General features: G+C 75.5%; 20 protein-coding genes. 6 read left to right on the plus strand and 14 right to left on the minus strand.

Features of this window, described 5'->3' with window-relative positions:
* Positions 1–36: 36 nt before the first annotated feature.
* Together ACI78V_RS17355 and ACI78V_RS17360 are read right to left on the minus strand one after the other, a co-directional pair.
* On the minus strand, positions 37–1221 hold the full coding sequence (locus ACI78V_RS17355; protein ID WP_456852958.1) for an ATP-binding protein: 1185 nt from the start codon (positions 1219–1221) through the stop codon (positions 37–39).
* 54 nt (positions 1222–1275) lie between these two features.
* Positions 1276–2274, minus strand: a complete 999-nt coding sequence (locus ACI78V_RS17360) for a chemotaxis protein CheB (RefSeq protein WP_456852960.1) — start codon at positions 2272–2274, stop codon at positions 1276–1278.
* 356 nt (positions 2275–2630) lie between these two features.
* Here ACI78V_RS17360 and ACI78V_RS17365 point away from each other — a divergent pair, with 356 nt between their 5' ends.
* Both ACI78V_RS17365 and ACI78V_RS17370 read left to right on the plus strand, forming a co-directional pair.
* Positions 2631–3017 carry a phage holin family protein gene (locus ACI78V_RS17365; protein WP_456852962.1) on the plus strand — a complete coding sequence of 129 codons (387 nt, stop codon included), beginning with the start codon at positions 2631–2633 and terminating at the stop codon, positions 3015–3017.
* Between the two features lie 80 nt (positions 3018–3097).
* Positions 3098–8029 (plus strand): NAD-glutamate dehydrogenase, encoded by a 4932-nt coding sequence (locus ACI78V_RS17370; protein WP_456852964.1) that lies wholly within the window; start codon positions 3098–3100, stop codon positions 8027–8029.
* Between the two features lie 58 nt (positions 8030–8087).
* Here the strand turns inward: ACI78V_RS17370 and ACI78V_RS17375 are convergent, their stop codons facing one another.
* The 6 genes from ACI78V_RS17375 to ACI78V_RS17400 form a co-directional block, all read right to left on the minus strand.
* Complete coding sequence (locus ACI78V_RS17375) at positions 8088–8717, minus strand: TIGR03086 family metal-binding protein (protein ID WP_456852966.1); 630 nt, start codon at positions 8715–8717, stop codon at positions 8088–8090.
* A gap of 89 nt (positions 8718–8806) precedes the next feature.
* Positions 8807–10228: an amidase gene (locus tag ACI78V_RS17380; protein ID WP_456852968.1), complete on the minus strand. Its 1422-nt coding sequence runs from the start codon at positions 10226–10228 to the stop codon at positions 8807–8809.
* A 54-nt stretch (positions 10229–10282) separates the two neighbouring features.
* Complete coding sequence (locus tag ACI78V_RS17385) at positions 10283–12889, minus strand: SpoIIE family protein phosphatase (RefSeq protein WP_456852970.1); 2607 nt, start codon at positions 12887–12889, stop codon at positions 10283–10285.
* A gap of 154 nt (positions 12890–13043) precedes the next feature.
* Entirely contained in the window at positions 13044–13802 is a 759-nt protein-coding gene (yaaA, locus tag ACI78V_RS17390) for a peroxide stress protein YaaA (RefSeq protein ID WP_456852972.1), read from the minus strand.
* A gap of 102 nt (positions 13803–13904) precedes the next feature.
* Entirely contained in the window at positions 13905–14696 is a 792-nt protein-coding gene (locus tag ACI78V_RS17395; protein ID WP_456852974.1) for an exodeoxyribonuclease III, read from the minus strand.
* Positions 14697–14771: 75 nt separating this feature from the next.
* Complete coding sequence (locus ACI78V_RS17400) at positions 14772–15707, minus strand: acyl-ACP desaturase (protein ID WP_456852976.1); 936 nt, start codon at positions 15705–15707, stop codon at positions 14772–14774.
* A 217-nt stretch (positions 15708–15924) separates the two neighbouring features.
* Between ACI78V_RS17400 and ACI78V_RS17405 the strand changes: the two genes are divergently transcribed.
* Positions 15925–17499: an LCP family protein gene (locus tag ACI78V_RS17405; protein ID WP_456852978.1), complete on the plus strand. Its 1575-nt coding sequence runs from the start codon at positions 15925–15927 to the stop codon at positions 17497–17499.
* A gap of 52 nt (positions 17500–17551) precedes the next feature.
* Here ACI78V_RS17405 and ACI78V_RS17410 read toward each other — a convergent pair whose 3' ends face one another.
* Together ACI78V_RS17410 and ACI78V_RS17415 are read right to left on the minus strand one after the other, a co-directional pair.
* Positions 17552–19144: an ABC transporter permease gene (locus tag ACI78V_RS17410; RefSeq protein ID WP_456852980.1), complete on the minus strand. Its 1593-nt coding sequence runs from the start codon at positions 19142–19144 to the stop codon at positions 17552–17554.
* Positions 19144–20061 (minus strand): ABC transporter ATP-binding protein, encoded by a 918-nt coding sequence (locus ACI78V_RS17415; protein ID WP_456852982.1) that lies wholly within the window; start codon positions 20059–20061, stop codon positions 19144–19146. The genes ACI78V_RS17410 and ACI78V_RS17415 overlap by 1 nt, the downstream gene beginning before the upstream one ends.
* A 96-nt stretch (positions 20062–20157) precedes the next feature.
* Between ACI78V_RS17415 and ACI78V_RS17420 the strand changes: the two genes are divergently transcribed.
* The 3 genes from ACI78V_RS17420 to ACI78V_RS17430 all read left to right on the plus strand — a co-directional run bounded on the left by ACI78V_RS17420 (position 20158) and on the right by ACI78V_RS17430 (position 21326).
* Positions 20158–20670, plus strand: a complete 513-nt coding sequence (locus ACI78V_RS17420; RefSeq protein WP_456852984.1) for a GbsR/MarR family transcriptional regulator — start codon at positions 20158–20160, stop codon at positions 20668–20670.
* A 109-nt stretch (positions 20671–20779) separates the two neighbouring features.
* Positions 20780–20977 (plus strand): hypothetical protein, encoded by a 198-nt coding sequence (locus tag ACI78V_RS17425; RefSeq protein WP_456852986.1) that lies wholly within the window; start codon positions 20780–20782, stop codon positions 20975–20977.
* Between the two features lie 148 nt (positions 20978–21125).
* Positions 21126–21326, plus strand: coding sequence for a hypothetical protein (locus ACI78V_RS17430; RefSeq protein WP_456852988.1), 201 nt, complete (start codon positions 21126–21128; stop codon positions 21324–21326).
* Between the two features lie 66 nt (positions 21327–21392).
* Here the strand turns inward: ACI78V_RS17430 and ACI78V_RS17435 are convergent, their stop codons facing one another.
* From ACI78V_RS17435 to ACI78V_RS17450, 4 genes are all read right to left on the minus strand, one after another.
* Positions 21393–21767 (minus strand): DUF1801 domain-containing protein, encoded by a 375-nt coding sequence (locus ACI78V_RS17435; RefSeq protein ID WP_456852990.1) that lies wholly within the window; start codon positions 21765–21767, stop codon positions 21393–21395.
* A gap of 76 nt (positions 21768–21843) precedes the next feature.
* Positions 21844–23055, minus strand: coding sequence for an acyl-CoA dehydrogenase family protein (locus ACI78V_RS17440; RefSeq protein ID WP_456852992.1), 1212 nt, complete (start codon positions 23053–23055; stop codon positions 21844–21846).
* Positions 23056–23103: 48 nt separating this feature from the next.
* The gene (locus ACI78V_RS17445) at positions 23104–23391 is read right to left on the minus strand and encodes a DUF3040 domain-containing protein (RefSeq protein WP_456852994.1); all 288 of its coding nucleotides are present in this window, start codon (positions 23389–23391) and stop codon (positions 23104–23106) included.
* A gap of 320 nt (positions 23392–23711) precedes the next feature.
* A complete protein-coding gene (locus ACI78V_RS17450) occupies positions 23712–24179 on the minus strand; it encodes a DUF4383 domain-containing protein (protein ID WP_456852996.1) in 468 nt (155 codons plus the stop codon).
* Positions 24180–24190 lie beyond the last annotated feature (11 nt).

Consider the following 24190-nt stretch of genomic DNA (forward strand, 5'->3'; position numbering starts at 1 on the left):
GGGTCCGGACCCCCGGCGAGGGGACCTGGGGTCTCCTCAATCGGCGTGCGCGAGCAGGTAGCGGCCGAAGTGGGGGACGGTGAAGGCGATCTGGCCGCGCTCGGCGGAGTAGACCAGGCCCTTCTTGATGAGTGCGTCGCGCGCGGGGGAGAGGGACGCCGGCTTGCGGCCCAGCGAGACCGCGACCTCGGAGGTGGACACGGCCGCCCCGGCCGGTCCGCCGAGCTCGGCCATGGCGTGCATGTACTCGCGCTCGGCGGGGGTGGCGCGGTCGTAGCGGGAGCCGAAGAAGCCCACCGCCAGCTCGGCCTCGGCGACCGGCGCGGCCATCGCGACGTCGGCGGCGGTGATGGGGGAGGCGGCGGCGACGTCCCAGGTGACCTTGCCGTAGGCCTGGACGAAGTAGGGGTAGCCGTCGGCGGCGGCGTACAGGGCGTCGAGGGCCTCGGGCTCGAAGGTGACGTCCTCCCGCTCGGCCGGCGCCAGCAGCGCGCGGTCGGCGGCGGGGCGGTCGAGCCGGTCGATGCGCAGGTAGCGGAACAGCCGCTCGGAGTAGCTCTTGGACGCCGAGAGCACCGCCGGCAGGTGCGGCAGGCCCGCGCCGACGACGATCAGCGGGGCGCCCTGCTGGGACAGCTCGTGGCAGGCGGCGCAGATGGCCGACACGTCCTCGGCCTGGACGTCCTGCATCTCGTCGATGAACAGCGCGACGCCCTTGCCGACGTCGGCGGCCAGCCCGGCGGCGTCGCTGAGCAGCTCGACGAGGTCGATCTCCATGTCGCCGGAGTCGGCGCGCCCGCTGGTGGCCACCACGTCGATGCCCGGCTGCCATCGGTCCCGCACCTTCGCGTCCGGCACCTGCCGCAGCGCGAACGCCTTGAGCACCCCCAGGACGGCGTCCATCGACTCCTGGTCGGGGTGGCGCAGCTCGCGCAGCGCCATGTGCAGCGCGGAGGAGACCGGCCGCCGCAGCGACTGGTCGGGCCGCGCCTCGATCTTGCCGGTGCCCCACCCGCGGCTGATCGCCGCCGAGCGCAGCTGGTTGAGCAGCACCGTCTTGCCCACGCCGCGCAGCCCGGTCAGGACCAGCGAGCGCTCCGGGCGCCCGTGCGCGATCCGCTCGAGGACGACGTCGAACGCCGACAGCTCGGTGTCGCGGCCGGCCAGCTCGGGCGGCCGCTGGCCGGCACCGGGGGCGTACGGGTTCCGCACGGGGTCCATGTCGACCACCGTATGGGCTCGTCTAGGCCAGCCCCTAGAGATCGGTAGAGGTCGCTACGGCGTGTCGTCCCCGGCGTCGTCACCCGGGCCCGGGTCCTCCGTCGCCAGGGCCTGGATGCGTGCGGCCCGCTGCTCGGCCCGCTCGGCGGCCGCCAGGTGGTCGCCGGGGGGCGTGCCGGTCCCGCCGTCCCCCAGGTCGGCCAGGCGCCGGTGCACCGCCGCGATCTCCAGCAGCTTGGAGGCGGCGTTGTAGATGGCGGCCTCCACCGCCTGGTGCTGGGCGTCGAGCAGCGTCTGCGCCGACCACACGTGGCCGACGTGGCAGGAGTAGCTCGCGGTGGAGTCCGGCAGGGTCTCGTACATGCCGCCCTGGCACTCGGGACAGCCCAGTGCCGCGGGGGTGCCCTGGTCGGTGACCGCAGTGGGGCCGTCCATCGTCGGCCTCCTCTCTGGCGGGGTGGCGGGGACGGGCGCCGGGTCGACCGGGGGCGTGGGACCGCGGACCAGTCCGGTGACGGCCGCGGCCAGGGCCGCGGTCGGGACGGCGCGGGCGCGGCGGACCGTCGCCAGCGCCGCGCGGGGCATCGCCGACACCCGCGCCTCGGCCGGGTCCTGCACGAGCACGGCCCCGTCCTGCGCCACCACGGCGGCGGCCCCCACCGCGCCGTCGTCGAGGGCTCCGGACAGGACGACGGCGACCACGCCGGGCCCGCACGAGCGGGCGGCGCTGCGGAAGAGGGCGTCGACGGCGGGGCGCTGCCGGTTCTCGCGCGGACCGCGGCTGAGCCGTACGTGGGAACCGCGCACGAGGAGGTGGCGGTCGGGCGGGGCGACCAGGATCCGCCCGGGGCGCAGCAGCTGGCCGTCCTCTGCGTGCGCCGCCGGCAGCGGGCCGGAGCGGGACAGCAGCCGGGGGAGGTGGCTGTCGGCCGTCGCCGGCACGTGCACGACCACGAGGACGACGGCAGGGAGGTCCTCGGGGAGACCGGCGACGAGCTCCTGCAGCGGGCTCACCCCGCCGGCGGAGGCCCCGACCACGACCACGCGGTGCATCGCGTCGCCTCCCCGGCCCCGTGTGTCCCCCCGGTGTTCTCCGCGCCGGCGCCGTCGATGCACCGCGCACGGGGAACGGGGGCGGCCGGGACGCTCCGGCGGCCGGACGCCCCCGGCACGGCCGGTGTCAGCGCGTCCGGCACAGGGCGTCGAGGTGCGCGGCGAGCACCTGCCGGGCGTGGCGGGCGGGCAGTGCCTCCACGTCGCGGGGAGCGCGCTGCCGCCGACCTGAGGCGGCGCCGCCCGGGAGGGGGAGGCCTCGACCGTCCTCTGTCCGCCTCTAGCCCTGGGACTAGACGGGCGTAGACCCCCCGACACGGCCCGGATCGTGATCACCGGCGGCTAGCGTGGGCCGCGTGCTGAGGTTCCTGGTCAAGGTCGTCCTCATGGCCGGCGTCTTCTACGCCGCGGTGTACACCTACGACAACGTCCTGCAGATGAGCGGCGTCGAGGTGGTGCCCAACCCGCAGGGGCCACTAGGCGAGCCGGGCACCTGGCTGTGGATCGCGCTCGTCTTCGCGCTGGTCAACGCGTTCATCGGGTCGGTCCTGCGGCTGCTGTCGCTGCCGTTCATCGTGCTCACCCTCGGGCTGTTCCTCCTCGTGGTGAACGCCGCCGTGCTCGGCATCACCGCCGCCGTCAGCGAACGCCTGCAGGTCGACACGTTCGGTGCGGCAGTGGTCCTCGGACTGATGCTGGCCATCGGGAATTGGATCGTCGACCTGGTCGTGGAGAAGGGCTGACCCCCGGCCCCCTGCAGGGGCCCGGCGCGGAACTCACGTCGTTGTGACGGCGCGCACTCCGCGGGCTAGCGTCAGTCGGCATGGCCAGCACCACCGGCACCGCCCCGGCGACCCCGGGGACGGCGCCCATCGACGGCACTCCATCCCCCGCCGTCGCCACGGACCTGGCCGCCCTGGAGGCGGCCCGTGACCAGAAGCGGCGGCTGCTGGAACGGGCGGCCCGCGAGGCCGTCGAGGCCGGGTCGGGGCTGCCCGCCGGGTGCGGCCCGGCCGACGTCCCGGGGCTGCTGCGGCGCTACTACTGGAGCGAGCCCGCCGCCGACGTGCTCGACCAGGACCCGGGCGACCTCGCCGCGCTGGCCCTGGGCCACCTGCGGCTGGCCGAGGTGCGGCCGCAGGGCTCGGCCACCGTCTCCGTGCAGCGGCTGCCGGGCCGGGACGGCCCGGCAGCGCGTTCCATCGTCCAGGTCGTCACCGACGACATGCCCTTCCTCGTCGACTCGGTCACCGCCGAGGTGGTCCGTCAGGGCTTCCGGCTCGAGCACGTCGTCCACCCGGTGCTGGTCGTCCGCCGGGACGTGACCGGGCGGGTCCTCGCCTTCTGCGACAGCGCCGACCCCGAGCGGTGCGGCCCCGACGCCCTGGCCGAGTCCTGGATGGCCGTGGTGCTCGACGGGCCGCTGGACGAGGAGGCCGCCGGTGACCTCGTCACCGGGCTGCGGACGGTCCTGGCCGACGTCCGGGCGGTCCACGAGGACGCCGCCCGCATGCGGGCGCGCGCGCTGGAGCTCGCCGGGCGGCTGGCGGAGCAGTCCCCGGTGCCCGACGGGGACCCGGCCGACGACCCCGCCGAGGCCGCGGCCCTGCTGCGCTGGCTGAGCGACGGCAACTTCGTCCTGCTGGGCGCGCGGGACGTCGAGCTGACCCGCTCCCGGGGGCGGACGACGGTCCGGGCGGTCCCCGGCAGCGGCCTCGGGGTGCTGCGCAGCGACACCGACATGGGCGCCACCCCCGAGACCGCGCCCGGCGACGCGCTGCTCACCGTCACCAAGACCGACCTCCGCTCGACGGTGCACCGCCGGGCGTGGCTGGACGTCGTCGCGGTCACCCTCCCGCCCGACGACGGCGGCCCCGCCCGCCAGCACCGGCTGGTCGGGTTGTTCCCCACCACGGCCGCCGCGCACGACGTCCGCGACGTGCCGCTGGTCCGCCGGCGGGTCGCCGCGGTGATCGAGGGCTCCGGCGTGCCGGCGGACAGCCACACCGGCAAGCAGCTGCTCGACGTCCTGGAGACCTACCCCCGCGACGAGCTGTTCCAGGTCGGCGCCGACCGGCTGCTGCCCGCCGCGCTGGCCGTGCTGCAACTGCAGGAGCGCCGGCAGACCCGGCTGTTCCTGCGCCGTGACCCGGCCGACCGGTTCTGGTCGGCGATCGTCTACCTGCCGCGCGACCGGTACACCACGGAGGTGCGGCTGGCGATCCAGCAGCTGCTGCTCGAGCGGCTCGGCGGCACCAGCATCGAGTACACGGCGTGGGTCACCGAGTCGGTCCTGGCCCGGCTGCACTTCGTCGTGCGGCCGCCGGTCACCCGGCGCGGCCGCAGCGCGCTGCCCGACGTCGACGTCGCGGCCCTGCAGGCCGCGCTGGCCGCCGTCGCGCGCAGCTGGACCGACGACCTCGCCGACGCCCTGGCCGCCCGCTACGGCGCCGACGCCGAGCGGCGGCTGGCCCGGATCGCCGACGCCTTCCCGGCCGCCTACCAGCAGGACTTCCCCGCCTCGGTCGCCGTGGAGGACGTCGAGCGGCTCGACGCCCTCGCCGAGGGCGAGATCGGCCTGGTCCTGCGCCGTCCGGCCCCGGGGTCGGGGGCCGAGCCGCGGCTGGCCGTGTACCGGGTGGGGCAGCGGCTGCTGCTGTCCGACGTCCTGCCGATGCTGCAGCACATGGGTGTGGACGTCGTCGACGAGCGCCCGTACGAGATCGACCGGATCGGCGCGCCGCTGGCCTGGCTCTACGAGTTCGGGCTCACCGCCCCGGCCGGGGAGCTGCCCTTCCCCGGCTCGCTGCCGGAGCGGTTCACCGAGGCGCTGTCGGCGGTCTGGCGGGGGGACGCCGAGGACGACGGCCTGGGCGCGCTCGTGCTGCTGGCCGGGCTCAACTGGCGCCAGGTCACCGTGGTGCGCGCCTACGTGCAGTGGCTGCGCCAGGCCGGGCTGCCCTTCGGTCAGCGGTACGTGGAGACGACGCTGGCCGCGCACCCGGACGTCGTCGCCCGGCTGGTCGCGCTGTTCGAGACCCGGTTCTCCCCCGACCGCGACGCCGGTCGTGCCGCCCGGACCGAGGAGCTGGTCCGGTCGCTGCGCGAGGCGATCGGCGAGGTGGCCTCCCTCGACGCCGACCGCGTGCTCACCGCGCTGCTGGCCGCCGTCCTGGCCACCCAGCGGACGACGTACTACGCGGGTGGGCCGCTGGCGCTGAAGCTGCACCCCGCGACCGTCCCGGACCTGCCCGAGCCGCGGCCGGCCCGCGAGGTGTGGGTCAGCTCGCCGCGGGTGATGGGCGTGCACCTGCGCTTCGGCGCGGTCGCGCGCGGCGGGCTGCGCTGGTCCGACCGGCACGAGGACCTCCGCACCGAGGTGCTGGGGCTGGTCAAGGCGCAGATGGTGAAGAACACCGTCATCGTGCCGACCGGCGCCAAGGGCGGGTTCGTCGTCCGCAACCCGCCGCCGGACGGCGCCGGCCGCGACGCCTGGCTCGCCGAGGGGCAGGCCTGCTACGAGCTGTTCATCGGCGCCCTGCTGGCCCTGACCGACAACCTGGTGGAGGGTCGGGTCGTCCCGCCGGAACGGGTGGTGCGCCACGACGGGGACGACACCTACCTGGTGGTCGCCGCCGACAAGGGCACCGCCACCTTCTCCGACCTGGCCAACGCGGTCGCCCTCGAGCGCGGCTTCTGGCTCGGTGACGCCTTCGCCTCGGGCGGCTCGGTCGGCTACGACCACAAGGCGATGGGCATCACCGCCCGCGGCGCGTGGGAGTCGGTGACCCGCCACTTCCGCGAGCTCGACCTCGACGTGCAGAGCCAGGACTTCACCGTCGTGGGCATCGGGGACATGTCCGGGGACGTCTTCGGCAACGGGATGCTCCTGTCCCCGCACATCCGGCTGGTGGCCGCCTTCGACCACCGACACGTCTTCGTCGACCCCACCCCGGACGCCGCGACGTCGTTCGCCGAGCGGCGCCGGCTGTTCGAGCTGCCGCGCTCCTCGTGGGCCGACTACGACCCCTCGCTGATCAGCCCCGGGGGCGGGGTGTGGCCGCGGACGGCGAAGTCCGTCCCGGTCAGCGAGCCGATGCGGACGGCGCTGGGGCTGCCCGCCGAGGCGACGTCGCTGTCGCCGGTGGAGCTGGTCCGCGCGGTCCTGCTCGCGCCGGTGGACCTGCTGTTCAACGGCGGGATCGGCACCTACGTCAAGGCCTCCACCGAGAGCGCCCTCGACGCGGGGGACAAGGCCAACGACGCCGTCCGCGTCGACGGCCGGGACCTGCGGGTGCGGGTGGTGGGGGAGGGCGGCAACCTCGGCCTCACCCAGCGCGGCCGGGTGGAGTACGCCCTGGCCGGCGGGCGGATCAACACCGACGCCATCGACAACTCCGCCGGCGTCGACACCTCCGACCACGAGGTGAACATCAAGATCGCCCTCGACCGGGTGGTGGAGGCCGGGGCGCTGGACGCCGAGGGCCGGGCGGCGCTGCTGGGTGACATGGCCGACGAGGTGGCCGCCGCCGTCCTCACCGACAACCACGCACAGAACGCGACGCTCGCCGCCGAGACCACCGCCGCCCGCAGCCTGCTCGACGCCCACCAGCGCTACCTGCGGGCGCTGGAGCGCTCCGGGCGGCTGGTGCGCAGCGTGGAGGCGCTGCCCGACGACCGCGCGCTCACCGAACGGCGTCGCGACGGGCACGCGCTGACCGGCCCGGAGCTGTCGGTGCTGCTGGCCTACGCCAAGCTCGAGACCGGGGACGCCGTCCTCGCCTCGGACCTGCCCGACGACGCGGCACTGCAGCACCTGCTGGTCGAGTACTTCCCGGTGGAGCTGCGCCGTCGCTTCCCCGAGGCGGTCACCGGGCACCCGCTGCGCCGGGAGATCGTGGCCACCGCGCTGACCAACCGGGCGGTCAACGTCGCCGGGGTCACCGGGCTGTTCCGGCTGGGCGAGGAGACGGGGGTGCCGCCGGCCGGGGTCGTGCGGGCGCACGCCGTGGCGCGCGCGGTCTTCGAGGTGGACCGGCTGTGGGACGCGGTCCGGCCCCTGGACAACCGGGTGTCGGCCGCCACCCAGGTGGAGCTGCGCACCGAGGCCACCCGGCTGGCCGAGCGGGCGACGCGCTGGCTGCTCGGGCTGCCCGAGCTCGCCGCGGAGGACGGCGCGCCCATCGGTGAGGTGACCGAACGGTTCGCCGCCCCGGTGGCCGCCGTGCGCTCCGGCCTGCCGTCGTGGCTGCTGGGCGCCGAGGCCGCCGCCCACGCCGACCGCGCCGCGCGGCTGCAGGACGCGGGTGTGCCCGGACCGCTCGCCGCCGAGGTGGCCGCGGCGCCGCTGCTGCCGGCCGCCCTGGACCTCGCCGTCGTGGCCGAGCGCACCGGCGCGCCGATCGCCCTGGCCGGGCAGGTGCAGCAGTGCCTCGCCGAGCGGCTGGCCCTGGTGCCGCTGCGCGAGCTGGTCATCGCGCTGCCGCGGGACCGTCGCTGGCCGTCGATGGCCCGGGCGTCGCTGCGGGACGACCTGGCCGGTGAGCAGGCCGCGCTCACCGCGGAGGTGCTGGCTGGCCGGCGGGGCGACACGGAGCACGCCGACCAGCTCGTGGCCCGCTGGGTGGGCGGCTGGGACGGCACCCAGCGGCGCGCCGCGGCGCAACTGGTCGACATCGCCTCGGGGGACCGGCAGGAGCTGGCCGAGCTGCTGGTCGCCGTCCGCACGCTCCGCGGCCTCCGCCGCCGCACCTGAGACTCCTCGCGGGTCTCCGCCGCTGTCCGGGCGGACGGCTGGCGGGCGGCGGACGCGGTCACCGTGGTGGGGCCCAGGCCGGGTCGCGGCCGAGCAGGCCCAGGGCGCGGTCCTGCAGCGGCGCGTCGGAGGGGACCTCGACCACCGGCCCGAAGACGACGACGCCGGGGCCGAACGCCTCCGGGACCCGCATGACGTCCGGGATCTCCTGCAGGCCGGGCCACATGCGCTCCAGCTCGGTGACGTCGATGGCGTCGTCCTGCCCGGTCGCGCGGGCGAGGTCCCAGCGGTGGAACACCAGGTCGTCGCTGGCGACGTGGTCCACCATGTCGGCGCCGGGCATCGTGCCGGCGGGGCTCTCCGTCTGCCGGGTGGCGAGCCCGGGGTCGGCCAGGATCGCCTCGACCTCCGCCCGGGCCGCGCGGAAGGCGGCGAGCGGGTCGTCGTCCACGCCCGGGGCCGGTGCCGGCGTCCGTCCGTGCGGGCGGAGCATGACGTGGTGCATGTCGATGACGTGCCGGACGACGTCGCGCGCGTCCCACTCCACGCACGGCGACGGCCGCGACCAGCCGCCGTCGGGCACAGCGGCCACCGTGGCCTCGAAGACCTCCGCCCGACGCCGGTAGCGCTCGGCCACCGCGGCGACGTGCTGGTGGTCGACGGTGCGGGGTCCTGCGTCCGATGTCATGCCGTCACGACCGTCGGGCGGCACCGGACTCATCGGTCGAGCCGCGTCTGCCGGTGTCTAGGGCCTCGGCAAGAGAGACGTAGACGACCTCAGAGGGGCGGGCGGCGCTGCCCGAAGAGGGTGGCCTGCTCGAAGGCGTGGCCCACCTCGAGCACCCGGCGGTCGGCCCGCGGCGCGGCGACGACCTGCAGCCCGACCGGCAGGCCGTCGGGCGTGAACCCGGCCGGCACCGACAGGGCGGGACAACCGGTCGGTGTGATGAGCGTGCAGGCGCGCATCCACTCCAGGTAGTCGTCGAGCTTCACGCCGTTGATCTCCGTGGGGTACTCCTGCTCCACCGGGAAGGGCAGCACCTGCGTCGTCGGGGCCAGGAGCACGTCGTACCGGTCGAAGAAGGCCACCGTCCGCTCGTAGAGGGCGGTGTGCGCGATCTCCGCCCGCGCGACGTCGGAGCCGGAGAGCTTGGCCCCCATCTCGGCGTTCCAGCGGATCGACTCCTTCACCTGGTCCGGGTGCTGCCGGGCCAGCTCGGTGAAGGAGGCGTCGAACAGCCAGGCGCGCAGGGTGCCGAAGACGTCGTCGGCGCCGGTGAGGTCGGGGCAGTCGTCGGCCACCGTGGCGCCGAGCTCCTCGAACACCCGGACCGCGTCGGAGAGCACCGCGGTGATGGCCGGGTCGACGGTGATCCGGCCGCCGAGGTCCGGCGCCCAGGCCACCCGCAGCCCGTCCAGACGCTCGGGCAGCGGCGCCGCGAAGGGGGCGCCGGGGTCGCCGAGGGAGATCGGCACCCGCAGGTCGGGCCCGGCGACCGCCGACAGGGTCAGGGCCACGTCGGCGACGGTGCGGCCCATGGGGCCCTGCACCGACATCTGCGACCAGCCGATCGGCGCCGGCCACGTCGGCACCCGCCCGGGCGTGGGCCGCAGCCCGACGACGTTGCAGAAGGCCGCGGGGTTGCGCAGCGAACCGCCCATGTCGCTGCCCTCGGCCAGGGGCACGAACCCGGCCGCCAGCGCCGCGGCGGCGCCGCCGCTGGAGCCGCCGGCCGACAGTCCGTGCCGGTACGGGTTGTGGGTGACGCCGAAGAGGGTGTTGAAGGTGTGCGACCCGGCCGCGAACTCCGGGGTGTTGGTCTTGCCCACCCGGATCGCGCCCGCCGCCCGCAGCCGGGCCACGACCAGCTCGTCGTCGGCCGGGACGGTGTCGGCGTGCAGCGGCGAGCCCCACGTGGTGCGCATGCCGCCCGTCGCGTGGGTGTCCTTGTGGGCGACCGGCAACCCGTGCAACGGGCCGACCGCCTCACCGGCGGCCAGGGCGGCGTCGGCGGCGTCGGCCGCGGCGCGGGCGCCCTCGGCGTCGAGGGTGACGATCGCGTTCACCCGGGAGTCGAGCCGCTCGATGCGGTCCAGGCAGGCGTCGGTCAGCTCACGGGCCGACAGCTGCCGGGTGCGGATCAGTGCGGCCAGCTCCGTCGCAGGGCGCAGGCACAGCTCGTCAGTGGTGGCGGTCACCGGACGAGGTTGCCACATGATCGACACACCGTCGTCCCCCGGACGGCACCCGGCTCAGGTCGTCGCCGGCTCCTCCGGGACGACGTCCGGGACGACGTTGGGGCCGGCCTCGGGCGGCCGCGGCCGGTCCTGCGGGTGCAGCCGGACGGCGACCAGCGCGACGTCGTCCTCCGGGCGGCCGCCCACCAACCGCTGCACCACCTCGTCGAGCATCTCCTGCAGGGGCAGCCCGGCCAGTTCGACCAGGGCCTCCCGCAGCCGGACCATGCCCGCGTCGAGGTCGGCGTCGCGGCGCTCGACGAGCCCGTCGGTGTACAGCAGCACGGTCGCGCCGCGGTCGAGGGTCACCACCGACTCCTGGCGCTGCGCCTCCGGGTCGACGCCGAGCAGCAGGTCGCCGCGCCAGGAGGCGAGCTCGGCGACGCTCCCGTCGGGGTTGATCACCAGCGGCGGCAGGTGACCGGCGTTGGCCCAGCGCATGCGGGTGACGCCGCGCCCGCGCTCGTCCGGGGTCTGCTCGAACCGGGCCACCGCCGCGGTCGCCAGCACCCGGGTCTGCAGCACCGCCATCGACGCGTCGAGGCCGCGCAGCACCTCGGCCGGCGGGGCGTCGCTGTAGGTGGCGATCCCCCGCAGCAGCCCGCGCAGCTGGCCCATGGCGGCGGCGGCCTCGGTGTCGTGCCCGACGACGTCGCCGATGACCAGCATCGTCGCGCCACCGGGCTGGAGGAACGCGTCGTACCAGTCGCCGCCGACCCGCGCCGCCTCGACGGCCGGCTGGTACCGGACGGCGATCTCCGCGTGGTCCGGCTCCGGCGGCTCGGTGAGCAGGCTGCGCTGGAGGCCCTCCGCCAGCTGCTCCTGCTGGGCGTAGAGCTGCGCGTTGTCCAGCGCCAGCCCGGCGCGGTCGGCGACGTCCTGGGCGACGGCGACGTCCTCGGGGGTCGGCGCGTGCCCCGCGGCGTAGAAGAGCGTGAGCAGTCCCACCGTCCGGCCGCGGGCGCGCAGCGGGAGGGCGACCTCGGTGGCCGGCGCCAGGACGGCGAGCAGGTCCTTGGCCCGGCCCGGGGGCAGCACGTCCAGGACGTCCGCCCCGGAGAAGGTGACCGCCTCCCCGGTGTGCAGCGCGCGGGCGACGGGAGCGGTGAGGGGCATGACGTCCATGCGCACCTCGGCGTACCGCTCGAGCACCGGTCGGTTCGCGGGGGCGACGTGCCAGCTGCCCACGTCGCGCGGACGGCCGTCGGGGTCGATGACGGTGAGCACGCAGAAGTCGCTCAGGGCCGGCACGACCAGGCGCGGGAGGCGGGCGGTGGCGGCCTCGACGTCCAGGGTGCCGGCGAGCTCGGCGCTGACCTGCGCGAGGAGCGCCAGCTGCTGGGCGGACCGCTCGGCGCGCTCGCGCACCCGGCGCCGCTCGGTGACCTCCAAGAAGTAGACCGACAGCCCCTCGGGGGTCGGCCAGGCCCGCAGCTCGTACCAGCCGTCGAGCGGCGCGGGGTAGTACGCGTCGAAGTTGACCGGGCGCCCCGTGCGGACGGCGTCGCGGTAGCTCTCCTCGAAGACGCTGGCGACGGCCGCGGGGAAGGCCTCCCACAGCACCTGGCCGAGCAGGTCCTCGCGGGAGCGGCCCAGCAGCCGCTCGGCCTCGGCGTTCACGTGCGTGAACCGCCACTCGTGGTCCAGGGAGTAGAAGCCCGCCGGCATCGCCTCCAGCACGCGGGTCACGCGGGCCTGGGCGCTGCGGTCCTCGGTGGTGTCGGAGGCGGCGCCCAGCAGCCGGACGGCGGTCCCGTCCGGGCCGGCCAGCGCGCGGCCCCGGGCCTGCACCCACCGGGTGTCGCCGCCCGGGCGCACCACCCGGTACTCCGCCTCGAACTCGCCGACGGTCTCGATCGACGTCCGCAGCGCCTCGCTGACCCGCGGCAGGTCGTCGGGGTGCAGGCGGCGGTTGAAGGCCTCGATGGTGCCGTCGAACTCCTCGGCGGTGTAGCCGAACATCACCATCAGCGGCTCGTCCCAGATGAGCTCACCGGTGCGCAGGTCCCAGTCGAAGGTGGCGACCCGGCCGGCGTCCATGGCCAGCACCCAACGCACGCGCTGGCGCTCGTGCTCGCCGGCCAGCGCCGCGTACTCCAGCTCGGTGACCACCGCGCCGGCCAGCTGGGCGAGGGTCGCCACGTCACCGTCGGTCCAGGCGCGCGGCTCGGCGTCGAAGACGCAGAGGGTGCCGACGGCCAGTCCCGCCCCGTCGGTGAGCGGCACGCCGAGATAGGACCCCACGACGCCCGACGTGACCGGGGCGAGGTCGCGGACCCGTTCGTCGGCGCGGGCGTCGGGGACCACCAGGGGGGTCCGCAGCACCGCGGCGAGGGCGCAGGGGGACTGGTCCAGGGGGGACTCCTGACCGCGCCCACCCGGCGGGACCCCGGCGATGCCGGCGATCGTGTGGGCGTCGTCCAGGATGGAGATCTGTGCCGAGCGGGCGGACAGCAGCCGCGTGGCCAGCTCCACGAGCCGGTCCAGCGCGGGGCTGCCTCCGTCGGAGACCCGCAGCCGCCGTGCCGCGCGGACGCGTGCGGGGTCGCTGCGCAGCTCGACCGCGGCCTGGGCGGCGTCGAGCGCGCGCACGGCGACGTCGCGCCGTGTGATCTGCTCCACCGCAACCCTTCTCATCCGGCCGATCGGCCGGCTCTCCACCACGCGGGGCCACGGCTGTTCGAGCTCGACGCGCTCCCGCAGTTATGCCACCCGCAGCGGCATCGGGCAAGGAGACCTGACCGATGTCACTTCTCGTCTCACGGTCCGTGACGGCTCAACGGGTGACGTGCCCGGCCGGGACGACCAGCGTCAGCACCGTCCCGCCGTCGTGTTCCACGTGCAACCCCGCCCGGCGCAGCAGCGCCCGCAACCGGACGACGTCCCCCGGCTCGGCCGTGGTCGTGGCCAGCAGGCGGGCGACCCGGCCCTTGTGTGCCTTGTTGAAGTGGCTGACCACCGACCGGCTGCCGTCCGGGCGCTCGCTGAGCACGTCGACGGTGACCGCGCCCGGCACGGGTGCCAGGGCGGCGTAGGAGCTGCTGCGCAGGTCCACGACCAGCTCGTCGACGTCGGCCAGCACCGGGCCGAGCACGGGCCGCCACAGCGCCCGCAGGGTCGGTCGGCCCGGCAGGGCGGACCCGGCCGAGAGCCGGTAGGCCGGGACGGCGTCGGAACCGCGGACCAGGCCGAACAGCGCCGAGCTGACGGCCAGCCGCCGGTCGGCGCGGGCCCGCTGCGCCCGGCTCAGCGACCGGACGTCGAGCGCGTCGTAGAGGACGCCGGTGTAGCGCTCCAGCGCCGGCATCGTCGGGCTGGTGAACAGCGCGGCGTTGCGGGCGATCTCGTCGTCCTGCTTCGGGGACAGCCCGAGCGCGGCGCGCGAGGCGGGCAGGTCGGCGGCGAGGTCGACCAGTGTCTTCGCCACCTCCGTGCGGACGGCCGTCAGCTCCGGGGAGGTCAGTGCGTCCAGGTCCAGCGGTGCGCCGTCACCGCCGGGGGCCTTGGTCTCCGACGGCGGCAGCAGCACGAGCACGGGGAGCAAGGCTACGTGCCCGACGCCCGGGCCCGGCCCCGTCCCGGCCCCCTGCAGGGGCCCGCCACGCGCCTGCGGGCGGTGGGGGCCGGGGGTGCGCTCTCAGTCCGCGAGCTCGACGACGACCGGCGCGTGGTCGCTGGCGCCCTTGCCCTTGCGCTCTTCCCGGTCGATCCGCGCGCCGGTGGTGCGGGCGGCCAGGGCGGGGGAGCCGAGGACGAAGTCGATCCGCATGCCCTCGCGGCGGGGGAAGCGCAGCTGGGTGTAGTCCCAGTAGGTGTAGACGCCGGGTCCCGGCGCGTGCGGGCGGACGACGTCGGCGTACCCGGCGTCGACGATGGCCCGGAACGCGGCCCGCTCGGGCTCGGAGACGTGCGTGGAGTGCGCGAAGACGCGCATGTCCCACACGTCGTCGTCCTGCGGGGCGATGTTCCAGTCGCCGACCAGCGCGACCTGTGCGGTGGGGTCCTCGGCCAGCCAGCCGGACGCCGTCGTCCGCAGTGCCTCCAGCCAGCGCAGCTTGTACTCGTAGTGCGGGTCGGTCAGCGTGCGGCCGTTGGGCACGTACAGGCTCCAGACCCGCACCCCGCCGCAGGTGGCCCCCAGCGCGCGGGCCTCGGCGTCGGGGTCCTCGCCCCAGCACGGCTGGCCGGGGAAGCCGACCTGGACGTCGTCCAGGCCGACCCGCGACAGGACCGCCACGCCGTTCCACTGCGAGTAGCCGACGTGCGCGACCGAGTAGCCGAGGTCGGTGAAGCGGGACTCCGGGAACTGGTCGTCGCGGCACTTGGTCTCCTGCAGCGCCAGGACGTCGACGTCCGAGCGCTCGAGCCAGGCGACCACCCGGTCGGCACGGCTGCGGATGGAGTTCACGTTCCAGGTCGCCACTCGCACGGCCCCGACCCTAGGCAGGTCCTCCGACGGTCCCGACCGGAGGTCCGTGGGCGTGACGCCGACGGACGGCCTCCGTCAGCCCCGCCTCGCGGCCTCGCGGGCCCGCATGCGCTCCCGGCTCTCCACGAAGCGGGTGGCCTGCGCGTCGAGACCGGTGAGGAACGCCGCCAGCTCCTCGCGGGCCTTCTCGCCGGCCGGGCCGAGGTCGGTGCGCTCGAACACCCGCCACGCGCGCAGCACCGGGCTGACCACCTCGTCGTGGTGCAGCCGCAGGTCGTAGATGCCGGCCTTGGCGATGATCATCGAGTTCTTGCGGAAACCGGTCATCGTGGCGCCGGGCATCTCGAAGCCCACGACCTCCTTGGTGACCGCCTGCATGGCGAGGTCGGGGTCGATGTCGAACGCCGCGGCCATCAGGTTCCGGTAGAAGACCATGTGCAGGTTCTCGTCGGTGGCGATGCGGGCCAGCAGCCTGTCGGCGACCGGGTCGCCGGTGGCCCGGCCGGTGTTGCGGTGCGAGACGCGGGTGGCCAGCTCCTGGAACGAGACGTAGGCGACCGCCTCCAGCGGCGTCTTGTCCCCGGAGTCGTAGCCGAGGGTCATGTAGTCCATCCGGGCCCGCTCGAGCGCGACCGGGTCCACCCCGCGCGTGACGACGAGGTAGTCGCGCAGCGCGACCCCGTGCCGGTTCTCCTCCGCCGTCCAGCGGCCCACCCACTGCCCCCAGGCGCCGTCCCGGCCGAACCGGGTGGCGATCTCCCGGTGGTAGCTGGGCAGGTTGTCCTCGGTGAGCAGGTTCACGAACATCGCCGCCCTGGCCGACTCGTCGAGCCGGGACTGCTCCGGCGACCAGTCCGCGCCGCCCAGGAAGGCGAAGTTGCGCCCCTCGTCCCAGGGGACGTAGTCGTGCGGGTGCCACTCCTTGGCGACGGCGAGGTGGCGGTCGAGGTTCTGGGCGACCACCGGCTCGAGCTCGTGCAACACCGCCGCGTGCGGGGACGTCTGGGACACGGGGACCTCCGGACGGCTCGGCCTGCGCTGCCGCGACCATGCTGCCGTGAGCACGCGCCGGCTTGCTCGGTGGGTGCCCCGCTGGGACCCCGGACACGCATGCCGGGGTCCCCGATCGGGTGGAGGGGCAGGTGGCGGGGGCCGGACGGGCGGTACGGGTGGTGCAGGAGTGGGAGCATGGCCGCGTGACCGGGTTCTGCCGCACGGGGGCGTGCACATGACCGAGTGGGACCAGACGCGTCCCATCGGCCCCTCGCGACCGCTCCCGCCACCTCCGCACGGACCGGTCCGCACCCCCCGGCGGCGGGAGGGGCGCCGGTTCCGCTCCGCGCTGGGCTGGACGGTCCTGGGCGCCGTCGTCCCGGGAACGGCGTTCCTCGCGGCCGGCCGGCGTGTGCTCGGCGCGGTCACGCTGTCCCTGTTCCTGCTCCTGGTCGGCGGGGGCGTCTGGCTGGCCACGGCCGGCCGGCGGACCGCCCTCCAGATCGCCGTCGACTCCCACTGGCTGGGCTGGGTGCTCGGCGGGGTCGCCGCGGTGGCCCTGCTGTGGATCGTCGTCGTCGTCGCCGGCTACCGGATGCTGCTCCCGCGGCCCACCTCCGGCTCCCGGCACGTGCTCGGTGCCGTCGTGGTCCTCGCGCTGGTGGCCGGCATCGCCTATCCCGCCTACACGGCGGTGCAGGTGGCGGCGGCGCAGCGCGGGCTGCTCGACGACGTCTTCGCCGACCGGCAGTCGGCGACGGTCGTGGACACCCCCGACCCGTTCGGCGACCAGGAGCGGGTCAACGTGCTGCTCCTCGGCGGGGACGGCGGGGTGGGTCGCGAGGGCGTGCGCACCGACACCGTGATCGTCGCGAGCATCGCGACCGAGACCGGGGAGACGACGCTGTTCAGCCTGCCCCGCAACCTGCAGGACCTCCCGTTCCCCGAGGACAGCCCGCTGGCCGAGGTCTACCCCGACGGCTTCGAGGGCGGCAGCGAGAGCGAGGGCCTGCTCAACGCCGTCTACCGCAACGGCCCGGCGGCGCACCCCGACATCCTCGGCCCCACCGACGACCCGGGCGCGGACTTCCTCAAGCTGGGCGTCGGCGAGGCGCTGGGCCTGGGGATCGACTACTTCGTCCTGGTCAACCTCGACGGCTTCAGCCGGCTGGTCGACGCGCTGGGCGGCATCACCGTCAACGTCAACTACTACGTGCCCATCAACGGCGACCCGGGCACGGGCGAGCTGCCCGACGACTACATCGAGCCCGGCCCCGACCAGCACATGGACGGCGAGCGGGCGCTGCAGTTCTCCCGCGGGCGCTTCGGTCTCACCGACTACGACCGGATGGCCCGCCAGCGCTGCACGATCTCGGCGATCATCGACGCGGCCGACCCGGTCACCCTGCTCCAGCGCTACCAGGACCTCGCGGCGACCACGCAGGACATCGTCAGCACCGACATCCCGCGGTCGGCCCTCGACGACTTCGTGGACCTCGCGTGGCTGGTCAAGGACACCGAGGTGCGCAGTGTCGTCTTCGACGCCAGCGTCATCGACCCGGCCTACCCGGACTACGACCTGATCCGCGGGATCGTCTCCGACGCCCTGGCTCCGCCGCCGCCGGCGGACGACGCCGCGGAGCAGCCGACCGACGGCGCCACCCCCGAGGCCACCGCGACCCCGCCGCCTCCGGGGGCCCCCGAGGGCGACGCCCAGGCCGTGACCGACGTCGGCGACGCCTGTGCCTACGACCCCGCCCAGGCGGCCGAGGCGATCGCGGCGGGCGAGCCCCCGAACAAGGCGGACTGAGGAAGGACCCCTGCAGGGGGCCGCCGGCGCGGACCGCCCAGTCGTCCGCCGCTCAGCCGGGCAGCAGGTCCCGGCGGCGGAACCCGCCCGTGCCCAGGAGCAGCAGGGCCGCGCCGACGGCGCCCAGGGCGACGAGGGTGCCGGCCGACACCGCCTCCACCGGCGCCGCCGGTGTCCAGGCGACCGGTGACAGGGCGTCGACCCAGCCCGGCCAGTCGAGGGAGTCGGCGAACACCGTCATGACCGCCACGTAGGCGACCGCGGCCCATGCCGCTGCTGCGGCCGCCCGTGGCAGCAGGCCGACCAGGGCGACCGCCAGGCCGGCCACCACCCAGACGGCGGGCAGGTGGACCAGTGTGGCGCCCAGCAGCCGGCCGAACTCCCCGCCGTCCCCGGTCGTCGAGGCCCGCACCGCGCCGGTCGTCACCCCGGAGGCGACCAGCACGACGGCCGAGCCCAGCAGTGCGACGGTGACGTGACCGCCCAGCCACCGGGTGCGGCTGGTCGCGGTGGCGAGCACCGGCTCGGCGCGGCCGGCGGCCTCCTCCGCCCGGGCGCGCAGCACCGCGGAGGCGGCGTAGGCGGCGGCGAGCAGGGCGTTGATGGCCAGCGTGGTGGCGAGGTAGGCGTCGACCAGGCTCGCGGCGTCGGGCAGGAACGCGCGCGCCTCGGGGTTGTCGGCGAACAGCGTCTCCACCGACTCGGCGAGCCCGCCGTAGACCAGGCCGAGCAGGCCCAGCCCGACGGTCCAGCCGGCGAGCGCGCCGCGCTGCAGCCGGACCGCCAGGCCCAGCGGCGAGCGCAGCGTGCGGGGCGCGGCCGCCGGCCCGGGCCGCGGTGCGACCAGGCCCGCCCCGAGGTCACGGCGGTCGAGCAGCGCGCCCGCGACGACCAGCAGGACGGCGGCGGCGGCGAGGCACAGCAGCAGGGGCCAGGCCCGGTCGCCGGAGAACGGGTGGACCGCCTGGGCCCAGCCGATGGGGGAGGTCCACACGACCCAGTTCCGCTCCACGTCGCCGACGGCCCGCAGCACGAAGGCCAGCGCCAGGACGGCGCCGACGACCCCGTAGGTGGCCCGGGTCGAGCCGGTGACCTGCGCCACCACCGCCGTGGTGGCGGTGGCGACGAGCCCGGCCGCCCCCACCGCCGCGCCCAGCAGGAACGACCCGCCGGCGGGCAGCCCGGTGGCCGTGCCGACGGCGCCGATGGCCAGTGCGGTCGCGACGCAGCCGAGCGCGGAGACCAGGACGGCGGCCAGCAGCGGCGCGTGCCGGCCGACCCGGGTGGCGCGCAGCAACTCGGTGCGGCCCGCCTCCTCGTCGCCGCGGGTGTGCCGCCCGGTGGTGAACACGGCCATGAGCGCGGCGACCAGGATCACGGACGCGGAGATCTCGAACGCCACCGCGCCGGCCACGGTGTCCAGCCCGACCGGAGGCCCGGCGAGGGCGATCGTCGCGGCGTTGCTGCCGACCGACGCCTGGTAGGCGGCGAGGTCCTGCGGCGAGTCGTACAGGGCCTGGCTGCCCACCGACTGGCTCGCCACCAGGCCGGCCGCGACGGCGACCCACACCGGCAGCCGCAGCCGCTCCTGGCGCAGCGCGGAGCGCAGCAGCGTGCCGGTGCCGGTCAGGGCGAGGGCGGGCATCACCGCACCGCCTCGGGCACGCGCCCCTCGGCCGGCTCCTCGCCGTAGTGGCGGAGGAAGAGCTCCTCGAGCGTCGGGGGGCTGCTGGTCAGCGAGCGGATGCCGAACCCGGTCAGGTGCCGGACGACGCCGCCGAGGGCGTCGCTGTCGACGGCGACGCGGGCCCGGGCGCCGTCCACCCGGACGTCGTGGACGCCGGGGAGGGCCGCCAGCCCGGTGACCGGTCGCGCCGTCTCCACGGTGATGGACGTGCGGGTGAGGTGGCGCAGGTCGGCCAGGCTGCCGCTCTGCACCGTCCGGCCGTGCCGGATGATGCTCACCCGGTCGCACAGGGCCTCGGCCTCGGCGAGGATGTGGCTGGACAGCAGCACGGTGCGGCCCGCGGCGCGCAGCCCGCGCACCTCCTCCTGGAACACCGCCTCCATCAGCGGGTCCAGGCCCGACGTCGGCTCGTCGAGGACGAACAGGTCCGCGTCCGAGGCGAGCGCGGCCACCAGGGCGACCTTCTGCCGGTTGCCCTTGGAGTACGTGCGGGCCCTCCTGCGGGGATCGAGGTCGAAGCGCTCCAGCAGCTCGGCGCGGCGGGCCGGGTCGAGGCCGCCCTGCAGACGCCCCAGCAGGTCGATCGCCTCGCCGCCGGTGATGCCGGGCCACAGGGTGACGTCGCCGGGCACGTAGGCCAGCCGCCGGTGCAGGGCGACGGCGTCGGCCCACGGGTCGCCGCCGAGCAGCCGCACCCGGCCGGCGTCGGCGCGCAGCAGCCCGAGCAGCACCCGGATGGTCGTGGACTTACCGGCACCGTTCGGGCCCAGGAAGCCGTGCACCTCTCCGCTGGCCACCTCGAGGTCGAGGCCGTCGAGGGCGCGGGTGGCGCCGAAGGTCTTGACGAGGCCGGAGACCGAGATCGCACTCTTCATGCCGCCAGAAGCTACACAACATTCACGATGTTGTGAATCTACTTCATGCCGCTTATCGTGATCATGACGGACGGACGGCGGGCGGGAGGGGCGCGCGTGGCGGAGGACGACGACGAGCGGACCACCCTGCTGCGGTTCGTGGAGCGCTTCGCACTCGTGCTCCGCGAGGCAGGCATGGCGCCGATGCCCGCCCGCGTGCTGGCCTACGCCCTGTCCGACGACGCCGACCACTACACCGCGGGCGACCTCGCCCGCGGCCTGGGCGTGAGCCCCGCGGCCATCAGCGGCGCGGTGCGCTACCTGGTGCAGGTCGGCTTCTTCACCCGGGAGCGCGAGCCGGGCACCCGCAGCGACCTGTACGTGCTCGACGACCGGGACCTGTGGTCCCGCTTCATGGCCGCCGAGCTGCACTCGCTGCACCGGTTCCAGGAGACGGTGGCCCGTGGGGTGGAGACGCTCGGGGTGGACCGGCCCGGTGGACGGCGCCTGGCCGAGACCCGTGACTTCATGGCGTTCCTGCACGCCCAACTGACCGACGCGGTGCGCCGCTGGCCGGCGGAGCGGGACCGGCTGGCGGCCGGCCGGGACGAGGCCGCCCCGGCCGGCTGACCGGTCGGGTACCCGGCCCGACCAGGGCGGCCGTCCGCTCCTGACGACGACTCCCGGGCGTCTGGGAGGCTCATCGGACGGACGGGTCCGACGGCGGGAGGCGCAGGCGATGGTGCAGGGGTCGGGCGGGGACCGCCGGGAACGGCTGGTCGCGCTGCTCGCGGCCGGGGTCGCCGTCGTCCTGCTGGTGTCCTCGGTGACCTGGTTCGCCAGCGACCAGGCCCTCGTCGGCGTCGCCCAGCTGTTCCTCGGCGTCGTCCTCGCCGGGGTGGCCGCCTTCCTGTACCGGCGTGCCCAGGGGCGCTGAGCACCGGCGGGCACGCCGTGGCAGCGGGCCGGGAGGTGACGCCGGGACCGGATCGTGACCGGGGCGGTTCCGGCGCGGAGACGTTGCAGGTCAGCGTGGCGCACATCACGCTGGACGGCGACGGTCGGACGATTCGCGGAGGTCAGGCGTGAAGCTGGACAAGCAGGAGCTGCTGCGGGTGCTGCGCACCGAGGGCGACAACGACACCGCGGAGAAGGTCGAGGCCCAGCTGCCCGACGAGATCGACACCGACCGGGACGGCGACGCGCTCGATGCCGTGGGGCTGGACCGCACGCAGCTCATGGCGAAGCTGGCCGGTGGGGGCTTCGGCTCGACGCTCAGCCCCTGAGCCCTGCCCGGTGCCGCCGCCCGGCTCGGACCCGCCGGGTGCCACGGGTGGCGGCCGCGGGGGTCGTCATCGCGCCCGCAACCGGGTGCCGAGCTCGACCGCGTGGTCGAGGAACGTGGTGACGAGCTCGGGGTCGACCTCGGTCGGGTCGGTGAACTCCAGGCTGCGCACCTGCCTGCCGGTGCCCCCCAGCCGCCCTCCGGGGTCGGGCAGCCGGGCGCCGTGCTCGAAGACGAGCTGCACGCGCGCCGCGGTGGGGAAGAGCGCGCAGACGAAGCCGGCGGCGGCGTCCCGGTAGTTGATCGAGTGCCAGCCGAGCCGCACCCGCTCCTCCAGCTGCGGGTGCGCGTCGAGGAGCACGGTCCGCAGCCGCTGGGCGGTGGCGGCCACCGTGTCGGGGTGCTCGGCGAGGAGGTCGTCGGCGGCGGCGTCCCGTGGCATGGGCCCAGCCTGGCACCGGGGACCGACAGGACCGGCGGGAGTGGGAGGGCGCCCCTCCGCGCCCTCCCACTCCGCGTCAGCCCACGTGCGGGCGGTCCCGGACCAGTTCCTCACGGGCCACCGAGCGCAGGTGGACGGCGTCGGGCCCGTCGGCGATGCGCAGCGTGCGGGCCGAGGCGTAGAAGCGGGCGAGCACGGTGTCGTCGCTGACGCCGGCGCCGCCGTGCACCTGGATCGCGCGGTCGACGACCTCGCAGGCCACCCGCGGGGCGACCACCTTGATGCCGGCGATCTCCGTGCGGGCGCCCTTGGCCCCGAACCGGTCGATGAGGTCGGCGGTCTTGAGCACCAGCAGCCGCGCCTGGTCGATCTCCAGCCGGGACAGCGCGATCAGCTCGCGGACCGTGCCCTGCTCGGCCAGCGGCCGGCCGAACGCCACCCGCGCCTTCGACCGCTCGACCATGAGGGCCAGCGCCCGCTCGGCCATCCCGAGCGCCCGCATGCAGTGGTGGATGCGGCCCGGGCCCAGCCGCGCCTGGGCGATCATGAAGCCGTCGCCCTCCCCGGCCAGCATGTTCGACGCCGGCACGCGGACGTCGGTGAAGACGATCTCCGAGTGGCCGTGCTGGTCCTGGTAACCGAACACCGGCAGGTGGCGGGTGATCTCCAGCCCCGGGGCGTCGCGGGGGACGAGGACCATCGACTGCTGCCGGTGGGCAGCGCCCTCCGGGTCGGTCTTGCCCATCACGATGAAGACCTGGCAGCGCTCGTCGGCGGCGCCGCTGGTCCACCACTTGCGGCCGTTGACCACGTACTCGTCGCCGTCCCGGACGATCGAGGTCTGGATGTTGCGGGCGTCGGACGACGCGACGTCCGGCTCGGTCATGGCGAAGCCGGAGCGGATCTCCCCGGCCAGCAGCGGCTCGAGCCAGCGCTGCTTCTGCTCGGGCGTCCCGAACAGCATCAGCGTCTCCATGTTGCCGGTGTCGGGGGCGGCGCAGTTGGTGGCCTCGGGGGCCAGGGTCGGGCTCCAGCCCATGATCTCGGCGACGGAGGCGTACTCGAGGTTGGACAGCTCACCGAGTTCCGGGGAGAAGAGGTTCCACAGCCCGCGGCGCCGCGCCTCGGACTTGAGCTCCTCGAGCACCGGCGGGTGGGCGTGGTCGTCGTGGCCGCGCGCCGCGCGCCACTGCTCGTAGACGGGCTCGGCGGGGAACACGTGCTCCCGCATGAAGTCCCACATCCGGCGGCAGACGTCCTCGGCTCGGGCGGAGAGGGCGAAGTCCATGCCCGCAACGTAGAGGGCGGGGCCCTGGAGCGGCTCCGGGTCCCGCTGTCAGGGCGGTCCGTCGACCGGCGGTCGGGCGGCCCACAGCACCACGACCGGGGACGCCAGGACGAGCAGCATGCCGATCACGCCGAGCGCGTGCAGGCCGAGGGCCAGCGGTGCGACGACGCCGACCGCGACGGCGGCCAGCAGCACCAGGAGGGCGCCGGCCCCCGTGCGGCGGTGCGCGCGGTGGCGGGCCGGCGGGCCGGGCCCGTCGCGGAGCAGGGCGGCCAGGCGGGGGTCCTCGCGGGCCAGGTCCTCACCGAGCTCGCGCAGTACGGGGTCGTCGTCCACGGGGTGCTCCCGAAACGGGTGACCGTGCGGTCCGCCGTCCCGGCGCCGACGGCGGACCCGCTCCGGGTTCGTCCTCCTGCAGGACGGGACGGTGGTGCACCGTCCAGTGGGCGACGGGTCCCCGCGGTGGTCGAGTGGCCCAGGTCACCGTGCGGGCAGGGACCTTCGGCGCTGCCCGCCGTGGCCCCTGGAGCGGCGTCCGGTGCCGCCGGGTCCGGGTGCGCCGGGCCGACGCCCCCGGCGGCCCTCGTCCCCGGGCCCGGACACGCCGGAGGCCGGGCCCCCGTGGGGACCCGGCCTCCAGTGGGTGTGCCGACCCCTCAGAGGCGGCTGGAGCGGCCGCGGACGGCGGAGCGCACCGGGCCCATCGCGATCGCCAGACCGACGGCGGCGGTCAGGAGGTGCAGGATGTTGTCGGCCCAGTTGAGGTTGAGGAAGTCCCACTCCTTGCCGACTGCGAACAGGCCGTACAGGAACGCGGCTCCGTAGCCGACGGCCAGCAGCCAACCGTAGGTGCGGGCGCCGCTGAGGGTGCGGGCCAGGACGAGCCCGGCGACGCCGATGAGGATGTGCACCACGTTGTGCATCGGGTTGATCATGAAGCCGAGCAGGTTCGCGTCGACGTGGTGCGGCGTCCCGGCCTCGTTGCCGAAGAAGTTCTCGAAGCCGGTGATGAAGAAGCCGATGATGCCGATGAGCAGGTAGATCGCGCCGAAGGCCAGCGCCAGCATCTGAGGCCAGGTCATGGCCCCCCGGCCGGCACCGGTGTGGTCGGATGCTGCGGACATGGTGGTCCTCC

The sequence above is a fragment of the Geodermatophilus sp. SYSU D00742 genome (assembly GCF_054049935.1).